The sequence below is a fragment of the Prevotella rectalis genome (assembly GCF_900607215.1).
Classification (GTDB): Bacteria; Bacteroidota; Bacteroidia; order Bacteroidales; family Bacteroidaceae; genus Prevotella; species Prevotella brunnea.
Window position 1 is genome coordinate 1,252,076 of record NZ_LR027820.1, and the last position, 22,839, is coordinate 1,274,914.

General features: G+C 41.9%; 14 protein-coding genes and 2 pseudogenes. 2 read left to right on the top strand and 14 right to left on the bottom strand.

Annotated elements, in window-relative coordinates; genetic code table 11:
- Positions 1-106: 106 nt before the first annotated feature.
- Positions 107-1,108 carry a hypothetical protein gene (locus E0E16_RS06435; RefSeq protein WP_130829604.1) on the top strand — a complete coding sequence of 334 codons (1,002 nt, stop codon included), beginning with the start codon at positions 107-109 and terminating at the stop codon, positions 1,106-1,108.
- A 576-nt stretch (positions 1,109-1,684) separates the two neighbouring features.
- Here E0E16_RS06435 and E0E16_RS06440 read toward each other — a convergent pair.
- The 8 genes and pseudogenes from E0E16_RS06440 to E0E16_RS06475 all read right to left on the bottom strand — a co-directional run bounded on the left by E0E16_RS06440 (position 1,685) and on the right by E0E16_RS06475 (position 10,345).
- Positions 1,685-2,917, bottom strand: a complete 1,233-nt coding sequence (locus E0E16_RS06440; RefSeq protein ID WP_130829605.1) for a site-specific integrase — start codon at positions 2,915-2,917, stop codon at positions 1,685-1,687.
- Between the two features lie 5 nt (positions 2,918-2,922).
- A pseudogene (locus E0E16_RS06445) lies at positions 2,923-4,089 on the bottom strand (site-specific integrase); the annotation flags it as partial.
- Positions 4,090-4,305: 216 nt separating this feature from the next.
- Positions 4,306-4,428, bottom strand: a complete 123-nt coding sequence (locus E0E16_RS14310) for a hypothetical protein (RefSeq protein ID WP_255418123.1) — start codon at positions 4,426-4,428, stop codon at positions 4,306-4,308.
- 10 nt (positions 4,429-4,438) lie between these two features.
- Positions 4,439-5,458, bottom strand: a pseudogene (locus tag E0E16_RS06455) (potassium/proton antiporter); the annotation flags it as partial.
- 357 nt (positions 5,459-5,815) lie between these two features.
- Positions 5,816-6,931 carry a tRNA 2-thiouridine(34) synthase MnmA gene (gene mnmA / locus E0E16_RS06460; protein ID WP_130829609.1) on the bottom strand — a complete coding sequence of 372 codons (1,116 nt, stop codon included), beginning with the start codon at positions 6,929-6,931 and terminating at the stop codon, positions 5,816-5,818.
- A 27-nt stretch (positions 6,932-6,958) separates the two neighbouring features.
- Positions 6,959-7,867 carry a YitT family protein gene (locus E0E16_RS06465; protein ID WP_130829610.1) on the bottom strand — a complete coding sequence of 303 codons (909 nt, stop codon included), beginning with the start codon at positions 7,865-7,867 and terminating at the stop codon, positions 6,959-6,961.
- A 467-nt stretch (positions 7,868-8,334) separates the two neighbouring features.
- Positions 8,335-9,360, bottom strand: a complete 1,026-nt coding sequence (locus E0E16_RS06470) for a porin (protein ID WP_130829611.1) — start codon at positions 9,358-9,360, stop codon at positions 8,335-8,337.
- 70 nt (positions 9,361-9,430) lie between these two features.
- A complete protein-coding gene (locus E0E16_RS06475) occupies positions 9,431-10,345 on the bottom strand; it encodes a YitT family protein (protein ID WP_376744084.1) in 915 nt (304 codons plus the stop codon).
- A gap of 384 nt (positions 10,346-10,729) precedes the next feature.
- On the opposite strand from E0E16_RS06475, the gene E0E16_RS06480 reads away from it, so the two are divergent.
- On the top strand, positions 10,730-11,596 hold the full coding sequence (locus tag E0E16_RS06480) for an aldose 1-epimerase family protein (RefSeq protein ID WP_130829613.1): 867 nt from the start codon (positions 10,730-10,732) through the stop codon (positions 11,594-11,596).
- A gap of 886 nt (positions 11,597-12,482) precedes the next feature.
- On the opposite strand, the gene E0E16_RS06485 is transcribed toward E0E16_RS06480, so the two are convergent.
- The 6 genes from E0E16_RS06485 to E0E16_RS06510 form a co-directional block, all read right to left on the bottom strand.
- Entirely contained in the window at positions 12,483-14,039 is a 1,557-nt protein-coding gene (locus E0E16_RS06485; RefSeq protein WP_130829614.1) for a hypothetical protein, read from the bottom strand.
- A 34-nt stretch (positions 14,040-14,073) separates the two neighbouring features.
- Positions 14,074-15,027, bottom strand: coding sequence for a PorV/PorQ family protein (locus tag E0E16_RS06490; protein ID WP_130829615.1), 954 nt, complete (start codon positions 15,025-15,027; stop codon positions 14,074-14,076).
- An 11-nt stretch (positions 15,028-15,038) separates the two neighbouring features.
- Positions 15,039-17,801: a S8 family serine peptidase gene (locus tag E0E16_RS06495; protein ID WP_130829616.1), complete on the bottom strand. Its 2,763-nt coding sequence runs from the start codon at positions 17,799-17,801 to the stop codon at positions 15,039-15,041.
- Positions 17,802-17,806: 5 nt separating this feature from the next.
- Positions 17,807-19,417 carry a BACON domain-containing protein gene (locus tag E0E16_RS06500; protein WP_165444200.1) on the bottom strand — a complete coding sequence of 537 codons (1,611 nt, stop codon included), beginning with the start codon at positions 19,415-19,417 and terminating at the stop codon, positions 17,807-17,809.
- Between the two features lie 36 nt (positions 19,418-19,453).
- Positions 19,454-21,067 (bottom strand): BACON domain-containing protein, encoded by a 1,614-nt coding sequence (locus tag E0E16_RS06505; protein ID WP_130829617.1) that lies wholly within the window; start codon positions 21,065-21,067, stop codon positions 19,454-19,456.
- 443 nt (positions 21,068-21,510) lie between these two features.
- Complete coding sequence (locus tag E0E16_RS06510; protein WP_130829134.1) at positions 21,511-22,431, bottom strand: IS982 family transposase; 921 nt, start codon at positions 22,429-22,431, stop codon at positions 21,511-21,513.
- Between the last annotated feature and the right edge of the window lie 408 nt (positions 22,432-22,839).

Consider the following 22,839-nt stretch of genomic DNA (forward strand, 5'->3'; position numbering starts at 1 on the left):
ATTGTTTCTACCTAAACAACAAGAATTTCGCAGGAGCAGTAAAATCCATGACAAATTACGATGCTATTGATAATTAATAAAAACAATCTTTAATTCACAAAAAGCTATGAGATTAATTAAACAACTAATCAATGCTAAGGTCACTGCATACCTATTTGCATGCAGTTTGGTGTTAGGTATTGCATCATGTAGTTCTGACGTTCGCTATGATGAAGTAGAACCTAAGCCCGTTACTCAAATTGAAAACCTGTCTTCTCAGGATCAGATTGCTGTAGAAAACCTTCTAAGTTCTATTAGTGATTTGAATGCCCAGTATCCATCAGTTAGCACGCGTGGAGCATTTACATCGAATGCTGCAGTGGGCCTTGCTGATGCAGCAGGATACGCTGCTGGAGGAAGGATTGGAGCTTGGGCTGGCAGTGCGATTGGCTCTGCGGCAGGTCCGTGGGGAGCAATAGCTGGTCATCTTATTGGTCGCAAAGTGGGACCTTACATTTGTACATCTTTGGCTTCTGGTGCAGCTGGATGGCTGTGCTCTAAAATCTCTACTAGAGCTGCAACAGATGTTGATGAAAAGTTTGAATTTGTGAGTATAATTTCTGATAAAGACTCTATTGGTTATTATCACAATCAAATGATGGTTAAAATTGGGAATGATCGTTCAAGGTATATTGACCAATTAGGATCAGTTAATTATGAACTAATGTATGATGATATCGTCAGTTATTGTCATGAAATAGGACAATATGACCCATCATTGGATAATCCTTTGATAAAATCAGGAGTCATCAATCAGATAAGACAACTTTGTGAAATCTCAAAGAAGTACGAGATGAATCCGACGGACAAGAATTTCGTAAAAGAGCAATGTGAATTCCTAAAATTCAATTGCAACTTGTCAGATTCAGAGGTTAAGTTATATAAGGATTTCAATGTTACCTTATACGAGAAATGCTCAACTTTGTCTGATAATCAAATTGTAAATTATTCAAGAGACTTGAATCGTATAATTGAACACTCAGGCGTATCAAACTCTATTAAGGAAAGCTTAAAAAAGTCTGCGGATTTAACTATTAATAGTTCTCTTTGCTGGAAGAGAAATTTCTAAAATAAGAATAAAAAGAAAAGAAGTGATGTTTTAAATCAATATCATTTCTTTTCTTGTACAGTGAGATTTTTTCTGTATACGTTCATCAATATAATAATACAATTGTGGATATTATAGATGCAGCTGAAATAGCTTGTGGATTCATTTTTGGAGTCCTTATAATTAAGTATATGACAAAATTTATCAAGAGAAAAAAGAAGTAGCCAATACGTTTAAATAACGTGGGTGATCCCCTTTGCAATGTCGTGATTTTAAGGAAAATTGCAATTTGCTATGAAAGAATAGGGCAATCATGATTGGAAGTGGATAGAGCAGACCATAACCTTTGAATCGCCCGTTTATGATGACATCCTCCTCCCCCTGTAAGTATTCATCAGGATGCAAATAGGATGATTTTATTGTCGTTTGCAGTCTGTGGTTGAGGTTATTTTATTCCTCGTTTTACCGAAGAACTTCGTAAGCTCTCTCCGTTATAAAGATGTTTCCTTTTCTATTGAGAACGACTAAAATATTGCAACCGATCTCATTCAAAGCCTTTGGTTTATTTTTTAGACCTCATGCCGTTCTTCCATTTTATTAGTTGTTATAATCTCTGGAATTTTCCCCCTCTCTTTCTTCATTTTCTTTTTTCTTTGCCGATTGCTTTGCAAACAGTCTGTCCATATCTTCCGAAATTTTCTTGTCTGTTACCTGCGCATAAATCTGAGTGCTGGCAATAGACGAATGTCCCAACATCTTGGCGATGCTCTCCATTGGAATACCTGCCTCCAAAGTCAGCGTACCGAAACTATGCCTTGCTACATGCCAAGTTAGCGGAGTGCGAATGCCACACGCTAAGCCCACGGTTTTGAGGTGTGTGGATAGTTTACCTTTGCTCATTGTATCAGGGAATATCTTGTAGTCTCCTTTGTGTTTCTCCTTGGTGTAGCGTGAAAGAATCTGCTCCGCTATCGGATGCAATGGTATCAGGCTCTCTACTTCTGTTTTCTGTCTTGCTTTGCGGATATACCGCTTCCCTTCGCTATTCGTTTCGATTTGCGAAGCTCTCAAACTCTTCAAGTCCGCAAATGCCAATCCAGTAAAGACGGAGAAAAGAAACATCCTTCGACTTAGTTCCGCTCCCTCATCTTGTAATGGAAATGTCAAGAGCTTAGCCACTTCTCCCTTGCTTAGGAAACGAGGTTTGTTCTCCACCACTTCATACTTCATCTGCTCGAAAGGATTAAAGCGTATTGTCCCTTGACTGACGGCTCGACACATCAACCGACTTAACCAGCACAAATGCCTGTTTATCGTTGCAGGAGCATAGCACTCCTTCTTCAAATAGAAGCGGTAATCATCAAAAAACTCTATGGAAATAGCCGTTAGAGGAATATCCTCCTCACCACGACTTCTCACAAAGGAATTGAGCTGCTTATCAGAATTTCTATTGTTGCAACACGTTCCCTCACTCTTGCTTTCTCTTTGGGCTTTGAGTTCCTCTGTACTAAGGGCAAGAAGTGTCATTGGATTTCGTCCGATGCCTTGTAAGTAGTTCTTCAGCAACTCGGCACTCACCGCACCATATTTGTAGAGCAAAGTATTGTAACCTTGTTCGATTTCTTCCCGAAAGGTTTGCAGGCGTTGATTGATTTTCTTGTCCGCAGTCTCCCCTCGCTTCACGCTCCAACTATGAGGAACAATGCTTTCGCCTGTGGTTATCACCGCGTTTGCTCCATCAATGGTGATGCGACAAAGGATTGCCGTTGTACCGTCCGCTTTGGTCTTATTTTTATTGATGTAGAATAGAATTTTGAATGTGCTACGCATAAGTCTTACAAGATTAAGGTTAGGTTTTCGGTGAAAGAAAGAAATCGCTCGAACTCATCAAAGAGTTTCTTGGGAGTAACGTGGGCGTACCGTTCGGTCGTTTGGATGTTGCTGTGTCCCAACATTCGGCTAACCGTTTCGATGGGAACACCTCGTTCCAAAGTAATCAAAGTAGCAAATGTATGCCTTCCGACGTGTGCCGAAAGGGGAATAGAGATTCCAGCTCGAAGTTGCAGGGCTTTGAGCTGAATGAGGTAAGCTGAATAAGCAATGGGAGCAAAGAGTGTGGCACGTTCGTCAGATTGATAACGCTCTATCAAGTGCACCGCTTCAGGCAAGAGTTTTACTCGACAAAGGTTCTCGGTCTTTTGTCTGCGGAACTTCAGCCACAACGCCCCCTCATCGTCCATAAAAAGGTGTTCTCGATTAAGGGCAACCATATCACAATAGGCTACGCCCGTAAAGCAGGAAAAGAGAAAGAGATTACGAGCTGTTTCCAACTCTATTTCATACGGTTCAAAAGTCAAGGCTTGCAACTTATCCAATGAAGCTCTGTCCAACGCACGAGGTTGTTTGTTCTCTCCTCGTTCTATTTCTATGTGAGCGAATAGTTGTCGCTCTGTCAAGCCCTCACGATATGCCAATCGGCAGACTTTCTTCACCGCCAAAGCCATCTTACGATAATGACCTTGCGAATGTCCCAACTTTCCGACAGAGTAATGTTGCAAGCATTCTAAGAAATCTTCTTCAATCTGACCGAATGGAATATCTGTCGTGTGGTACTTCTCACAAATAAAGGCTTGCAGGTGCTTTCGAGTAGTGTAGTAACCGTTCAAAGTAGTTGCCTTTATTTCAACACCCACCTTTTGCTCCATTTCCTTGACCATTCGGTCGTATCGTTCCAAAAATGTGGTTTGAGTTTGCATACTTCCTTGAAACAGCTCCTTGATGTCCGATGCTGTAAACGTAACACCACGGTCGCAAAGGTTTTGATAAGAAGATTGTACCGAGAGTAGCAAGCGTTCCAACTTGCCATTCGTTGCCACCGCCTCACGGCTCTTACCATTTAGCCTGCTCTCACGAGCGTTCCATAACTTGGGGTCGCACGAGAGTTTACAACTGAATTGGGCGATGGTTCGCTCGTAGGTTATCCGCCCCATTATCGACACTTGCCTCGTCCGTCAAAGCCCCATCGAAAAATATTCGGCAAAATATCAATTATCAATATAGATGATGTCCCAACCCAAACAAGGGCAGATGGAACATTGACATATACAGGGAAATTCAGTTAATTTCCCAATTGCCTGCGATTGGAGTTTTCCTCCGGTCGTTTTTCGCTTCGTCGGTGATAAGTGTTATTCGCTTGCCGCGTAACGCTTATATTCCACTCATGGAACGTCCACATTCCACCAATGGAACATCCACATTCCACCCATGGAAGGTACGCGTTCCTCAAGAGGAACATTTCCATTCCTCCCGAGGTCTCCCTCACGTTGCTGTTTTGTGCCCATATCAACAGCTTTATCTTCCTCCGGAGAGACAGAGAAGAATATCGCCCTTCTCCATTTTAAGTTTTCCATTGGGTACGATGATTGACTTGCCACGCTTCACCATCATTACGAGTGTATTTTTAGGAATATTCATCTCTGAAAGCAAGTTGCCATTTTCAAGCATCTCATCCGTAAGGATGACTTCCTTTAGCTGAGAACCTAATTCTTCCGGTATTTCCACACCAAACTCATTGCCGGTTTTCTCCTCTGGCAAATCCAAATTGAGCTTGCGTGCAATAAAGGAAATGGTTGTTCCCTGTACGAGAAGCGAGATGAGGGTGATGAAGAACACTATATTGAAGATGATGTCGGCACCTTCTATGTTGTTGATAAGAGGATAAGTGGCAAAAATAATCGGTACGGCACCACGAAGTCCAACCCAAGACAGAAAGGTTTTGGCACGCCAAGGAATCTTTGGATAAGGTAAAAGACAAATTATCACGCTTATAGGGCGGGAAACGAACATAATAAACAAGCCAATGGCGAGTGCCATTAAGCTCACCCCAGCCATTTCCGATGGATTGACGAGCAGTCCAAGTGTCAGAAAGAGTACAATCTGAAGTAGCCATGTGAGTCCGTCAAGAAAAGTTGCCATCTCGCGACGGTAGGATAAACGACTGTTTCCCACTACGAGTCCCGCAATGTAAACAGCAAGATAGCCGTTGCCGTGCACGACATCCGTAAGCGTGAACGTAATAAAAACCATACATAGGAGAAGCACAGGGTAGAGAGCTGTATTGGGCAAGTTAATATGATTGATTAACCAAACAGTTATGCGTCCTGCACAATAGCCGATGGCTCCCCCTAACAAAAATTGTTCAAGTAGGTTGACGGCAAGTCCTTGGATAGAAAAATGCGTTCCGGAAAGTACTACATCCATCAAAACTAAGGTGAGCATATAGGCCATGGGGTCATTACTTCCACTCTCCAGTTCCAAAATGGGTCGTAGCCTATGCTTGAGTCCCATTCGTTGGGAGCGTAAGAGGTTAAAATAAAGCTAAAAAAAACAGGACTAAATGGTGTATAAATCTTTTAAAATAGTAAAACAGAAAGTTTTACAAACAATATTCGGTGTGGTGATATGACCTTTTGCAATGCAAAAGCTTACCTTTTGGAAAGCGACAGAGAATTGAAGATTTTTGACGAAACAACCGTAGCGATATTTTCCGAAATCATTTTCGCTTTCAAAAAGGTTGAGTTGCCTCATCTGCTTACCGGTTGCTTTAGGACGTTTCTCTATCTACCGACCGACCATGACCATGCGCCTTGTTGCGCTTAGTTCCGGCATTAAAAAGGTTGGTTCCAACGCGCGAAAGCCAACCTTTTTGTTTGCATATAGTCTTGAAGATTAAAGTGTAATCTCCGCAGAACCGAAACAACGTTCGTGTGCTTCGTCATAGATGACACAGAACTGTCCCGGTGCCACTCCGTGAATCTTGTCGTCTGAATGAATCAACGCGGTTGGAAATGAGGCGGATGTTGTTTCGCTCATCAGTTCCAAACTTCCTTTGTGGAACTCCGGTGTATGGCGAATCTTGAAAGTAACAGGAATAAAACTCTCGGATGCATCTTGAGGCTGAGGGGCTTCCGTCAGCCAATGCAAGTCGTGCACCTTAAAATCTTTTTTATATGCTGTTTCCGGATCATAGCCATGACTTACAAAGAGCAAGTTGTTGGCGACATCTTTCTTGACTACGAACCACGGACCTCCACCAAATCCCAAGCCTTTGCGTTGTCCGATGGTGTGAAACCACAATCCTTTGTGTTCTCCAATCTTCTTGCCGGTTTCCAACTCCACGACATCGCCTTTTTGTTCTCCCAAATATCGACGTACATACTCGTTGTAGTCGATATTTCCCAAGAAGCAGATTCCTTGCGAATCTTTGCGATGTGCCGTGATAAGGTTTTCCCGTTCGGCAATTTCACGTACTTCGTTCTTAACGTAATGACCGATGGGAAAGATGGCTTTGCGCAGTTGCCAATCGTATATCTGTGCGAGAAAATCAGTCTGGTCTTTCACGGGATCGGGAGCAGTACAGAGCCATTTCTTTCCGCAAATCCATTTGGTTTGCGCGTAATGTCCCGTTGCAATAAGGTCGTAATCATATCCTCGCTTCTCGTCGAAGGCTCCAAACTTTATCAATCGATTGCACATCACATCAGGGTTGGGTGTAAACCCGGCTTTCACCTTTTCCATCGTGTATTTCGTTACTTTATCCCAATATTCCCGATGGCAGTCAATTACTTCAAGTTTGCACCCATAACGACGAGCAACGGCAGTCGCCATCTCGAAGTCTTCTTCGGAATTGCAATCCCATTCCTCCTTTTCCTCCGGACCGATTTTTATGTAGAAACAATCAGGAGCTAACCCCATACGAGCCAACTCATAAACGACAACCGAGCTATCTACACCCCCGGACAACAATACGGCAATCTTTTTCCCTTTTATCTCATCATAGTTCATGTTGCAAAGTTACGACTTTCCACGAACTTACGCCTCTTTGACCGAAAGTTTTTTGCGCTTCCCTACTTTCATCCGGTCAAAACCTATGCCATATACGCCATTGACGGAACTCTGAGAGATAAATGCTTCAGGGTCGATTTCATCAATGACTTGGAAGATTTCTCGTGTTTCCGTGCGACGTGCAAGAATGAACAGCATGCCCATTTCCTTGCCTGTATAAAAGCCCCGGGCATCAATCAGCGTACATCCGCGTTGCACGTCATTATTGATGGCATTGCCTATTTCCTGCCATTTCTCTGACACAACGAAGAATTGGACGGAACCACGCATACCATTGATTACGTAATCCACTACGGAGGTCATGACAAACAGCGTGATATAACCATAAATGATATTCTCCCAGTTCTTTAGAACCACATAACCGGAAGTGATGATAATCAAGTCGCAGGCCAAGATGACCTTCCCCAATGATACATCATGGTGCTTATTTATCATTGCCGCAATCACGTCAGAACCTCCCGTACTGGCATTGTATTGCAATGCGATGCCTGTCCCTATTCCCAACAGTGCACCCCCTATCACACAGGCGAGGAAAGGCTGGTTGGAAAATAGTGTGGTGTCTTTCAATAATGCTTGAAAGATGGATGTCTGAATCGTGAAAACCACAACGGCAAAGATGGTTCTGACGCAGAATTTCCATCCCAAAATCTTCAACGCAATCAGCAACAAGGCAATGTTAAGCGTGAAATAAGTGTATTGTACGGGGATATTTACTCCCCAAAACACAACAGATGAAAAACCCGCGATACCACCAATTGGTATTTTGTGGGGCAAGATAAACGCACACCAACCAAAACTCGCTATGGATATGGCGATGGCTATAAACAAAAAGTTCTTAATCTCGCGGATTATTGTCTTCGGTTGATTTTTTACCATAACTGTTATTTTTAATTATCCTAATGCTGTTCTTTCATCATCCCAAGGAATGAAATCACGATTCCTTGTGAGGGTATGAGCTACCCAAGTGCAAAGATACGACAGAAAGATGAAAAAGTAAAAGAATTAAAGGAATAAGTTGAAGAAAAAACGCTTCTTGCCATCTTTTTTTATGATACAGGAATAAAGAAAAAATGCTGACAAGATTTAGCAATAGGATTACAACTTGTTGATAACAAACTTAATACGTTTAACTTTCAAGACAAAAAAAGATAGAATAAGGGTGTGAAAAAATGATAACAGGGCTACCTGTTAAATTGAAACAAAGAGCTGTTGGAACATGGGTATAAGCATAAAAAAGCTTCTTCTTATCATCCTTATACAGGCCTTAAAAACAAAAATGCTTACAATTTAAAAGCAAAGGGAAGTACTCTCACAAGCACTTCCCTTCTTCGTCATATTTAATGTTAGAGAACCTTTACTCGCCAAGTTACACCAACGTTCACCTGCGACTCCTTATCGTGAACAACCGCTTGTGGATTGGTGTTTTTTCCAAAAGCATAACTATAATATCCGTGTACCCGGATGTTCTTGTCTTTCAATGGGAAATATTCAAATCCTGCCCCCACGCGTGTCAGCTCAGTACCGTCCTGAACTGCAACGTCAGCATCGGTACCGGAATGATTGACCTCATAGCTTGCCTTCGCAAATACATTCACTTTCTCCGTTGGCTGATAAGACACCTGTCCCACAACGGAACAATCTTTACCAAAGAACGCTTGATGAGAGGAAGCTCGATTCATGTAGTCCAGCTCTATCTGAACATTGCTGCCAAGCCGAAACCGGTTGCCCAAAGCAATATAGTTAATAAATTTGTTGGGAGCATATTCCAACAAGTTTATCGACCAGTTTGATTCATAAAATCCATGAACGCCCATCCATTGCAGATTGTAAGCATACATATCGGCACTGTGTCCGGTCATGTTCTTGTAGTTTTTCTGATACGGACTTTGGCAAACCTGCCCAACAAAGGTATCGTTGCCACTGTTGGTAACGAACTCTCCCGCCAGTCCCCATTGATAACAGGGGAAGTTATAACAAAATTCTGAAAGGAAATAGCAATCGATAGGAGCCGGATAAAGTTCCCATCCGGACACAAGAACGATGTATTTACCCGTTATCAGCGAGAGGTTCTTGGTGGGTTTGTATTTCAGGAACAGCCAATCGGTAGCATCGAAGAATGAATAATCTTTATTGATGCCATTCAGTCGCTGACGATAAGCGTATGAAAACTTTGGAGTGATATCGCCTTTTAATACGAAATCAACGATATTACCCTTAAAACCACTGTTGTCCTTGTCTTTGGTGCCGTCAATGGTGGTGTGCTGATAATCGCCGCGTGCCTCAACATCAAGACTCAAAGGCTTGGTTTCTTGAGCCGATGCGGTGATGCCACCCATAATCAATAGTGCAAAAATAGTTCTTAAATTCATGTTGTTTTTCTATGAGACATAATAATTCCACAGAGCAAGACTTGCCCTGTGGAATTCAAGTTTTTCTATATTAATGTCGTTTTGATCTTCTGTTCCAAAGCCCATATACCTCATTCACCGTGTCGGTGGTAACAAACGACTCGATGCGTTCATCGCCCAAGTATGCCATCAGCTTCTGAAGGTCGTCGCCGGTGAGGATAATTTCCAGCTGCATTGACTTCTCATGGCTGAAACCGCCAATGATTTCATGCATGGTAACGCCGCGTTTGATTTCATTGATTACATAACTCATAATCTTCTCATAATCTTTGGAGATAATAAACACGCGCCGTTTGCCGCTCATGCCGGTCATAAAATGATTAATGATGATACCGTTGAGCCATGTTCCAATCAGACCGATAACCACAAGATCCACATCGTTGATTGCGAAAGCCGTGCAGCAGATGAGCGCACCACCCACGCTGACGGATGTTCCTAAACTCACGCCAGTGTATTTGTTGATAATCTTCCCTAAGATGTCCAATCCGCCGGTAGAAGCGTTAATGCTGAACAATATACTTTGCGAGGCACTTAATATCACAACAAAGCAGAGCAAGTCGAACCATGGATTGGCAATGGTCTGCCCTGCCACATGCACCGCGAATATCGACTCGCTCATTGGGAATATGGAGCCAATGAAATCAATCATCGGACCAAGAATAAGCGCAGTGTAAACTGTCTTAGCACCAAACTCATTGCCAATCAAGACGAAAGAGAGGATGAGCAATATGGCATTAATCACGAAGATTATCGAGCCCACAGAGATAAAAGGCAGCAACTTGGCAAGCACAAGAGAAAGACCGGTGATGGAGCCTATAATCAGCTTGCTGGGGATTAAGAAGAAATAAACGCCAAGGGCTGCAACGAACATACCTACGGTCATGATGACCAATTCAACCCAAAATTTCTTCGTAGCCAATATAGAACCGAGTTGCGAGAGACCCATACTCACTTTTTCGGCAGAGAGAAGGCTACCAATTTTTACATTGTTATTCATTTTTTGTACGGTTAAAAGTTATTATTCTTTAAGGTGGATGAGATTTGAAACCCCACCGCTTTTTGTTTGTAATACGGATTAAATAGAATGTCTTTCTATTAATAAGGCGATGCAAAAATACAGTTAAAAAATGATATACCCAATTTTTTAACCCTAAAAAATGAGTCTTCTTCGCGTTTTTCTTTCAATTTGTTACCTCTTTTCGCTTTTGTTTACAGAAATAAGGGTAAAAAACAAGTAAAAAGAGAGGAGAACTATGGAATTTTATTCTTAAATTTGCACATGAAACATGGCACCATATTAATATACCGCATAACCCATTCATACAAAATCATGGAACAAATAGCAAACGACTTTCTGACAATTCGCGTATCGGAATTGGGCGCGGAGCTGACAAGCATCAAAAATGAGAATGGTAAGGAATATCTGTGGCAGGCTCATCCCAAATTTTGGAATCGCCATTCACCCATCCTCTTCCCATTGGTGGGAAAGCTATGGCAAGATACTTTCTGCATTGATGGAGAGGAATATCATTCCAAAAGGCACGGCTTCGCGAGAGACACCGAGTTTAAGCTAATCAAGAAAGATGCCAACAGACTGTTATTTAGCATGCACGATACGGAAGCCACTTATAAAATCTATCCCTTCCACTTTATTTTGGGCGTTAGTTACAAGCTGGAAAGAAACAGAATTCATGTGGTGTGGCACGTGCAAAACGTTGATAATAAGGAGATACACTTCCAAATAGGTGGGCATCCGGCATTCAATCTCCCCGATGTGAAAGAGGGAGAGCCTGTCAAAGGATACCTAAAACTCAATGCTGAAAAACTCCTGCGCACAAAACTCTCGCCGGAAGGAAACCGACTGAAAGGTTACACGGAGTTTGAAACAGATGAGGGAATATTGGAATTTGATGAAAACACTTTCAAAGACGATGCGCTGATTTTTGAACACAGCCAGTTGAGCGATATTCAACTACTCAATCGGAAAGGTGCGCCGGAGGTGTCATTGCAGTTCAATACTCCCGCAGTAGGCATTTGGACACCACATGGCAAGTGCGCACCCTTTATTTGCATAGAACCATGGTATGGTATCGCGGACGCTGTGGGCTATAAAGGAGAATTCAGAGAGCGTCATCTTATGAACCATCTGCAGCCCGGCGCGAGTTTCATGAGCGAATACATCATCACCATCCACTAAACATCACTTTCAATTTTTCGGATTAAAGCACCAAGATGGACAAAAAGCTGCTTATTTTGCATTTAAACTTGCAAAATAAGCAGCTTTTCAGTATCGTTTAATTGCAATTCGTTACAAAATATGAATGAAGAACAAAATGTTTCCACATAGCAAGACTTCTGCAAAGCAACGTTCCAAAATCAATCCTCTGTCTGCAAATACTTTTTCAGATGGAATTTTTGTGAAACTGACCGGACGATAAGATGTAGTTTTAGTTTTGACACATCCTTTCTTTATTTATGGAATTTCAGCCAATCCCCTATTTTACCGGGTCGTTGAAAATGTAAAAATCCTTCCCGGCGATATAAGAAATGTTTAATAATGTCCTGAATTTTCTTCATTCATCTATCAAAAGCTTAGCTTTTGCTTTCCAAAAGGTAAGCTTTTGCAATGCAAAAGGTCATGAATCGGGGTGCAAAAGCAGACCTTTTAAATTATAATCAATATCACGCTGATTATCAATTGATTACAAAGTTCGTTTTAACATCTGTTTTTGTCATATAATTTCATGGTGCCGGTCGGGTCGAATGTTCGCCATCAAGCGTTGTCATCACCTGAATACGAATTGAAGACATAAAGGAATGTGTGCCATTCGGCATTAGAACCAAACACGTAAAGTCTCATGGTTTGATGCAATCTTGCGTGAGGGCTAACAAAATTATTTAGTCCAAATTGGTCATTGGAAAAAGCTTCTTGGCATTTTCTAATGACCAATTTGGGGTTAAAGTTAAAGGCTGAACTCCTCGCTTGGAATCCAGCCTTTCAATTAACTTTCCATCTTTGCAATTAAGTCATTATTTCGTAGGCGGAAAGTACACTCTCATTATTGTTTTATAGTGGTTAAAAATCATTTAACGTATATTTTCTTCATTGTTCCATCAGAATATTTTATGATGTTCAATCCCTTTTGAAGTTTCTTCAATTTATATCCGTTAACAGAGTAAACTTCCATCTTGCAAGGCTCGTCCGACTTTGCGCTTTCGATGCCGGCAGAGGTTGGTTGCACAACTAATGGCTCACTCTTAAATACATTTTCTCCATCATCATAGACCATAACCAGTGAGAGTTTGGTGATGTCCGGATCATAGAAGTGCAGGATGCGTAGATTGCCATCCGACTTGATGTCATCATTCTTTTTGTCTTGGTAGTTGAAAGGAATGTTTGTCATATCATCGTCAATGTAGAAGTACTCGCTCTTTATAAACTTAAAGGGCTCTTTACTGTCGTTGACATAAACATTGTAATACATTTTGTCCGGGCTGAGGTAGTTGCCATTTACATCCGCATTGTTTACATAGAAAGCCAATATAGTAGTTGTTGTTGAGTAATCATAACTCGGCGTAGCATTGCAATAGAACAGTTTTGGTGTCTCCGGCTTTGCGGCTTTTTGAACAAATGGAGTCAATGTCATGTTTCCAAATACCTCATAATCATCCGATGGATTATTAGTTTCGCTGCTTAGACCCAAAAACATCTTAAGCAGATTGCCGGTGGTAAGCTTTTGCGTTTCAGTATCTACTGAAAAATCAATTCTATCGGCCATCGTTGTTGCATCTTTGAAAGCAGCAGCAAAAATATGATATTTCATCAGGTCGCCTGAATACTTGCCAAAATCACCCTTGGTAGATGTTCCCATATACTGATTTGTCAGCAAGGTCGCCTTATTACCATTTAACGTAATCTTTACCCATGCGTCTGCCAATGCTGGATTTTTTGAAATGCCCTTTAGGTATAGGTCGTTTCCTTCTGCAATTGCATCAATAACACGTGGTGAACTTTCTTCGGCGCACGTGAACGTATATTGTTTCTTCACACCTGTTGTGGGAGGGGTCAGCAACTTGCATGCAAGCGTGTTGATGGTAATATTCCAATCGCCATAGAATCTATCCCAAACGCCGGAATTATCCACCATGCCCAATATTTCTTGTTTGGTGCCCATACCTTCCATTTGAAGCTTCGAGCCATCCCATGAAAACTCGATGTAGTTCTTATCCGGTGCAACCACCTCATATTGATTATCTCCTTTATTGACCAAACGATTGAGCGTAAATACTCTATCGGTTCCTCTTTCCGAATCATCATCGCCACCACTCTTGTCTTTATAGAATTTTTGTGGGAAGACAGCTTTGTATTTTCCTTCTCCCGTCTTGTCAAGTTTCATCCAAGATTTGCTTTCGAGTCCTGAGAGTGGGTTGTAAACATAAAGACATCCATCCGTACCCTCTATGATTTGCGAGACCAAACCTTCGTAAACACCGGGTTCTGAATTTACCCATCCCCGCACCCAAGATTCGCTATGGCGATACATATTGTCGATTTTCTTCCCTTCCGGCTCGGTTACAATCTGAGCTGTGGCAGCAATACTTATTGCCAATGTACAAATTGAGAATAATGCTTTTTTCATAATTTGATTTTTAGATTGTGAATAATTTGTTTTGTTAGAAATCATATCCAAGTCCAATGGTGCAGTAGCTTTTCCCACCATCTGCAGTTTTCAGCATATAAGCACCATTGATGCGAAAGTTATGGTATTTGACTCCCGCACCCATTGTGAAATGACTGAGGTTGTGATCGCCATACTCATAACCTGCTCTTGCTGACAACAAGTTGTTGTAGGTGTATTCAACGCCGCCACCCAACATGAAAACTTTGGCGTCTGTGGGTCGGAAGAAATAGCGTGTGCCCAACGCTGCACCTACTTTGTGCATGTCGGTTACATCAACTTCCATTTTTCCTCCTAATGAAACATGAGTTGGCATTGAGCTTTTGTGCCCATTACCGTAGTCAAGGTCAGGACCTATAGCTTCCACCTTGGCGTCAATCATAACGTTGGCAGGTCTTTTCGCCATTGTGAGGTTATCTTTAGTGTAGGATAGTCCCACCGAAAAAGCACCACCGTAGGCATTCTTAGAAAGATGGCTGAAGATAAAAGCTCCGGTAGCATAAGCAGCCAACCCATTGCCTATCATGTAAGAGTAGCCCAAATCAATAGTCCAATCATAAGGTTTATATTCCTTGGTTGGTTCGCCCATCATGTCGTATCCGTTGAATTTTAGTCCGCCGGCATACCTGAAACCTCCAAATACTGAGTGCCGCTTAAAAAGTTTGTAACCTATTGTGGCTGTGTACAAACCGAATAATCCTTGTGCACCATCTTCTTTTTCATACAACGAGGCTGAGGCGTCGGCTGTAAACCTTTTGTCGGTGTTGAAGAACGCCGATGGAGTATTGTAAAGGTACATTCCATCGCTTGCAACCGAAACATTGCCCATGCTCGCTGTTTTGGAATCAGGATTTGCCGTTAGAATCGGTAGGGATTGTCCTTGAGCTTTCGCTTGCGTAGCACCGAAAAGTGCTGCGCAAGCTATGATTATCATGTGTTTTGATTTCATGTCTGTTGAATTTATCGTTTAATGAACATTTTGCTGAAATCACCCTTGTTTGTATGCACTGTCAGCTTGTAGGTGCCGGAGCGCAAGCTGGCGAGATTCAGTGTGGCAACATGCTTGCTGTCGGGTTTTACATTGGCTTTCATCACTCGTTCACCTACGGTTGATGAGATGATGAATTCTGCTTGGCTAACCTCTGGGTTGAGTAGAGCGTTGATATCTCTTTTCACCGGAATGGGATAGACGGCATAGACCGGAGCGGACTTTCTCTCAACGACACGAAGCTGGAACGAGCCTTCCGATGAGTTTTGCCTACCGTCGGAAGCGAGTACGCTGATGCGGGTCGTGCCTTTTGCCAAAGCCTTGATTTGAATGTTGTTGTTGGTTATTCCGGCTGATGCAATCTTATTGTTCGATGCACTAACCGTGTAGGTCAGTTCCTTGTTGGCACTGCCCGAATAATGCCCCTTCAATGGGATGTTCACAACGCCCTCATCGAGTCCGATAATAAAATTGTCGAATGGCTTTTCGAGTTTCGGTGGCATATATTTGAAAATGCAGAATCTGAGATTCTTTTCCAATTTAGCACCAAGATCGTCGGAGATAATGAACTTGCAAGTATAGTTGCCGGCTGCGAGAACGGGGACGATGGTGATATTCACCGTTGATTTGTTGATGGTGTATGAAACGCCTTTTGTATCGCCGGCAGTCTTCAAATCCCAGTTGTGTCCGTCAGGATCAGCAACGTTGAAGCTGAAAGTCTTTCTTTCGTTGTTGCTCAATTCGATAACGTCTTCGGGAAATCCCGTTGCCTCAGGAGTATGATTGAGTTTTGTCTTGCACTTCTTAATGATAGGCTCCGAGATGTTGCCCCAACGGTCGATGGCAACAATGGCAATGTGGTATTCCTTGTTGTCCTGTAGATTGTCAAAGTTGAACTTCAGTGTCTCTCCCAGCTTATGTCCAATACCGTTGATTTCTCGATAGGTCTTGTTCTTGAGATTCTCTTTCGTGAGTTCGTTAGGACTGATGTAGAGTCTGTAGAAAGAGGCTGTCTTATCCTCATCTTTAGCAACGCTCCATTCTGCACGGATTTCTACGAAGTCAGGGATAAGGTTTAGTTTCTCAACCTTATCGGGGGCTATCTTGGTGTCAGATTCAAATGCAGCCTCAGCATCAATGTAGCCCTTTCCCAACTTTCCTTTGTACATCGGATTCATTTCATCGATGTTGAATGGGCGGTATGCAGAGACAAGACGCGATTTAAGATCATCATTGGTAAATCCCTGTTTTCCAAAATAAGATGCGACAAGCGCAGCAATACCTGAAACGTGTGGGCAAGCCATTGAGGTTCCTTGAAGAAATGCATAACCCTTTGGATTCTTCGCCATAGAGACGGTACTTAAAACACCTCCTTCTGTTCCGTAGGTCTCCTGGTCGCCTCCCGGAGCCATGATGGTTACCCATTTCCCATAATTACTGTAGCTGGCTCTCTTGAAGTCCCATGCCATCGCTGAAACAGAAACCGTCGGAGCGTAGCAAGCAGGGTAAGCCGAAAACTCCTTATTCTCGTTACCGGCGGCGAAAATGACCACTCCTCCCTTCATTGGTGAATCGGATCTCTGCTTTCCAGTTTCGTCACAACCGGCATATTTAATGAAATAATCGATGGCTTCCTGCAAAAGCTTAGGCATTTCTGTGACTTCGGAAGCTGAGGGATAGCCCCATGAGTTCTGACAGATGACAGCACCATTGTCGGCGGCGTACTTAATAGCTGCTGCCGCATCGCCCTGCTCATTCTTTTTTCTGAAAATCTGGCAACTCATGACCCTTACTCCACTACCTGGAGTTCCATCGCCACCAGCAATACCAGCGACTCCTTTACCGTTGTTGTTGCGTGCAGCAATAGTTCCCGCAACGTGCGTACCATGTGATTCGTCATCAGGCTCTATCGTGCCACCAACGACATTATCGCCCTCAACAAAGTTGTAGCCGTAAACATCATCAATGAAACCATTACCATCGTCATCGAAGTTAGGCTTTCCGTTTTTTTCCAGTTCATTCACATAGAGGTTTCCCACCAAGTCTTCGTGGGTTACGTCTATACCACCATCGACTACGGCAACGATTACATTTTTTGTTCCTGTTGTATATTTTTCCCATACAGGCTTGACGTTACAGTCAGCCCCCGGAACAGCGGTAGCACTCACTGAACCATCGTTGTAATAATGCCATTGCTGGGGCAGCAGCGGGTCGTTGAATTTCCCCTTAGCACTGGTTGTCTTGGCTGTGGTTTCAATATTTCTCACTGACTTGACTGTTACTTCGGGATGAGCGATGGGTAGGATGCGCTCAACATACTCAACTCCCTTAACTTTGTTGAATTGTTGAAGAACAGCCCCAACGTCTTTACTCTCATCAAAATATACGGTGTACCAGCGATCAAGACCTACGGCAACGGTACGTGCCTCGTATTTGCCTGCCGGTTTGAAAACTCTTTCCATCCTGTAAGCTCCCGAGAATTTCATTGCGGAAGCCATTGCCGAGGGTACACTCTGCATTTCCACTTTCCCGTCTGATGAACTTGCCAGCTCATAGTTCTCTCCCGGACTTAATTTGATATTGATGCAGCCTTTTACTGCAAAGATATCCTTGTTAATCGTAACATTGCGTGTGCCGGAATTGGGTGCTTCCAAATTGAAGTTGTCCTGACACGATGTGGCAAACATCATCCCCACGACAGCGCATGTACATAGATATATAATTGATTTTTTCATTTCTTTTATTGTAGTTTTCTTCGATTTTCTTTCTTGAGCATTCTTTCCACTTTGGATACCATGGTAGTTTTGCTCCCTGAAAAAACATCCGGCTTGTAAAGAACGCTTATTTGCATGACGGGCTGTCCTGCATTTATATCAGCGAATTTATCACCGGAAATAGCCAATGTCAGACAGTCGGAACGGCGTGCATAAACATGATGCTTACCGTTGTATCCAATAAATTCAAAATTGTTGGAAGTAAGTAGTTTGTCAAATTCACGAGTAACGAACCATTCCTTACCTTGTCTCCAAATTCCAAGATTTGGATTACTGTAACTCAAACTATACTGTTCCACGCTTCCCACCATTTCTTTCGGTGCCGGGAAGTCTCCGCCACGTGTAAACAAAAAGTATGTTCGCGTTATCAGCAATGGATCGGTGGTCTTGTAAGCTACAGCCTCTATCTCTCTGTTCTTGGAAACTTGCCGAGCTATTTCTTTACTGTTCTGCGATTTTTCATATTTATCTATCGCACTGAGTTTTTTGTCAGCTTTATTGAGCAAGTGAAGTGGACCTAACTCGAGGCTCTTAAACGTCTCATAGTCACGATCCTGAATGTGCATTTGCCAGAAGAAAAGAACAACGCTATTGTTGCTTTCCATAATATCCACATCCATTGTCATTAGTTCCTGTTCGTTAATATAATGGTTAGGGTCTTTCGTATCTCTGACATAGCCATTCGCCTTGACAAAGTCTTGAAACTCCTGAGAACGCACAGCATCTACACCTTCTTTTACCAATGAGCGTGTAAAAATACGTGTTGGCATGAAAGTCTCCGTGTCATGCACATAGAAGACTTCTTTAAATAGAGGGGAGGGAGTTCTAAACACGTATGTTTCTTCGTATAAATTAAATGAAGGATCTGGAGGACCATATTCGGCAAAGAGGCTGCCGCGTTGATGCTCAAAATTCATCATTTTATAAAGGCTGAAAGGTATACCCGGATTACATGCCAATACAAAAGCGCATACTCCCGGCTGCTTTACGACTACGTCAGTATTTTTCCCTCCTATAGAAATTTTCAGTTTGACTGTTCGCTCTTTTGTGTCATAATTAGGCTTTGAGATAAATTTCAAGGAATGTTTCTTTTTGACAATCTGCAACCAGTCCGTACTTTCTGCCTGTATCAGCTCATAGGGTATATCACCAGTATTCACGTTTACCGATGTAGTGCCTCCCACCTGTGGCAATACGACTTCACCTCCGGAAATACCCAAAGACTGATTGTCAGCACTTTGGCTGACAGTTATTTTTTTCACTGCCAAGCCGCCGTCGATAAGGATATAGCTGTTTCGTTCCATTCCGGTAACATTCGCATCAACTTTCACGATAAGTTCGTTGCCATTAGGAGTCAAATGTATCCACTGCCTCGGAGAAGTAGCAATCCACTCCTTGCAGTTTGTATTCACCATAATTGTTTTCTCCTCTCCCTGTGTGTTGAATGTCAGAGCTTGTTCGGAGACATCAAGTTGTGGTTGTTCAAAATCAACACTGTCTGCACAATTCGCCACCATTGCCATTACCAAACAAAAAGCGGAGAGGCGCAACAAATGATATAATTGTTTAATTTGCATATCGAATAATACTAAATTAGAGTTTAATGTGATAGACTAAAATTTTAGCATTTTCTTAGCTTTATTGAAATTGCTTATCATCTTGTCTTGCGCCTTGACAACTTTACTGCCAGCACCAAAAACGGTATTATCGTAATTGTAGAGCAATGCAAGCACCGGAACATTGTTATCGACTACACAAGTAACTGCAATGAGCAAATGGTCTCGTTGACGTCCAAAGAAATGCGTATTATTGGTTGTGCGTAGGAATGAAAATCCTTCTTCGCCAAGCTTTTTCTTAAGTTCATTTGTAACAAGCCATTTTTTTCCATATTTCCATACACCGAGGTCGGTGTTCTTGAACAGGAGGGCTCCAATCTGCACACTACCGAGCTTCTCATCAGCCTTTCCATCTTCGCCGGTAGTGAAGAAAATATGAATGCGGCTATAGGCTGGTTGTTGGCTTGCATTAAGAATATATTGGATTTGTGAAACTTCAGTCTTCTTGAATTCATTATAGCTACGTTCTTCTTCTTTGCTTCCGGCTTTCTTTTCAAAAGCCTCTACTTCTGGCACTTTTACATTAGCAACCTGCAAGAGTTCGAACGGATAGTAAGGTAATTTGTCGAAAGTCTTAAGTTCTTTAACTTGTTTTATCACAGGTGTATAAGTAAGATTTACGCCCTCTCCACCCGGTTTCTCAGAAACAAAGACCTTCAGTGATAAAAGTTCTTTTTCATTGAAGTATTCTCTATCCGATTCCGAATTGCTGCGTGTATAGCCATTATTGGTGAGGAATTTTTCAAAAGCCTTGTCCTTGACAGCATCTACGGCAACCATGCCATCACCAATATTGATAATCTGCGATGACGTTACACCGTCCGGGCTGCAATATTGCATTAACGTAAATATGGGGGAAGGAGTGATGAAAGTATAGGTTTCTTCAATACCGAAACCCGGCATAGCTTGCTGATATTCGCGAAGATAGCTTCCACGTCCCAATTCATAGTCCATAATCTTATGAACATCCTGTGGCATTCCCGGATTGATGGGAAGGAGATAACGCTGAATACCTGCCTGTGAAACAACGATTTCACGCATTTGGTCGCCACTCTTGGCATAAAGTTTCACCATGCGTGTCTGATCGGTGTTGTTGCATTCTGCCACCAATTTTATTTCTTCGGAAAACTTATGTATTTTCAACCAATCAACTCCCTCACTGGTAGTGATGTCATAGATAGCAGAATTGGTTGAGATATCAACCACCTTCTCGCCTCCGGTTTGAGGAAGATAGACAACCTCGGGCATGACTTCGAGCGATACATCCGCCGCACTCTGAGTAACGTCAATCTTTCCCGTAGCACCATTCGCATTCACGATAACGTGCCCCATGCGTTGGTTACCCATTTTGTTTTCAGCTACTTTCAGTTTTAGCACATCTCCATCCTGAATCAATGTCAGCCAGTCGCCTTCCTGTGGCGAGGCAGCAGTCCAATGTTCTTGATTCGTATTGACACTGATGTTTCGTTCACCGGCACCTCTGTCAAACGCTACACTGGTTTCTGAAAGAACCAACGTCGGCAACTCAAATTCGTCTTCTTTTGCACACGAAAGTACAGAAAGGAGAATTCCTCCAAGTAAAAGAGGAAAGATTGTCTTTTTTAATCTCATTTTGTTTTAGGTTTTATAGAATAATAATACATTTAATTAATTCCAAAATCTTCAATAAATATTAGGAAAACTGTGCATATAACGTAATTCATAACTATTACACTTAATTAGTTACTTTTTACACTAAGCGCTACAAATATCCTAATAAATGAGGATAAAAACAAGCGTTTATACCAAAAAACATTAACAATTTAACGTATTTTATCTTATCTCTCCCTTATTCTTCTATTCATTAACAGTATTATACTCATATTGACATTCTATTTTTACACTTTATTTTATTTCTTGATTTTCCGTCAGTAATATCCGGTAAAATGTTAATTGGCGATACAAAAATGATAGTTTTTCACAGCTTATTGAGTTCTTGAATGCAAATATCTTGATAATAATTGGTTGTTGGTAACCATTCCCATATTATACGCGAGTTCGGGATAAGAAAATCTTTAGAAAAGTTCCAATTGCCTTGATTTCTCCACGTGTACTGGCAGTGCCTCCGGCTTATTGTCAAAGAAACAATAGGCTGTAAGAGCAGAACATAAGTTCATGATGAAATTATGTATTGATCGGTGCCGTGAATGTACAAGATTAGCCTTGTTCTTTAGCAACTCGTTGATACATTCGATGATGTATCTCTTTCTAAGCATGATTTTGTCCCACATAGGCATAAGTTTGTTCTTCATGTTCGCTTTTAGACCATGTACGAGATGTATGCCTTGGTCGAACAAGGTTTCAAAGAGTTCCTTTTTGATATATCCTCTGTCAGCGAACACTTTTCCATACAATACTTTTGTAAATACGCTCCACACACGTTCATCCCTGTCATCAACATTTGCCCCTGTAAGACAGAAGGTTATAACTTCGCCAGAGTCATTACAGAGCAGATGCAGTTTGAAGCCGTGACACCAACCCATAGTACCTTTCCCATTCTTCGCGAAACCTGCAAATACCTTATTGAAATAACGCCTTACATTATGACATACAGGTATCATGGTACTGTCGACAAATGTTATTCCCGTACATTTGCCAAAGGCATAAAGCTTCATAAACATCATCATCCTGAAGAAAACACGTGGCATTAGTTCCACGAAACGATTGTAGGATACAGCATCGGGAAACTCCTGCTGGAGTTGTCCACGAATGCAGTTGAGGTAATACTCCTTGAAGTTACGGTATGTACCGAAATGATAGCATACAAGAATTGTCATAATCTCGCTTTCAGAAAGACGACCTTTACGGTTTCTATAACCTTTTCCTTTACCGTTATTAGTAGGTAGAAAAAGGTTATTTTCGAGTTCAGAATTCAAATTTCTGTTAAATTCATCTATAATACAGAATATTTCAGTAACTTTGTCTTTGGTAATCATCGCTTAGTCTTTATTTGTAACTTGTTGATTTTCACCTATAAAGGTACAAATAATAAGCGAGATTACCAACTTTTTAAGTGCTTTTCTTATCCCGAACTCGCGTATATTATGGTTATTGGCAATGTGTCCTATCTCTATCTGAAACCAAAAATTTTCAATCGAGCTCGGAAGTCTTACCCATCTCTTTTCATCCCAAATCTGTCAAAAAACCACATCTCTTCATGCCTCCAATTCGTATTCAGATGAAGACAGACGAACGCTTGACAGCAAACATTCTCCCCTGCTAATTCCAAATAGAAGTGCAAAATCTCTGTGGGTGCAATAACTATGAAAAACACCGCGGAGGTTTGCCTTGCGGCTGGGGGCGCGAAGCCCCCAAAGAGCATTGACGGATAACTTAAGCAATAC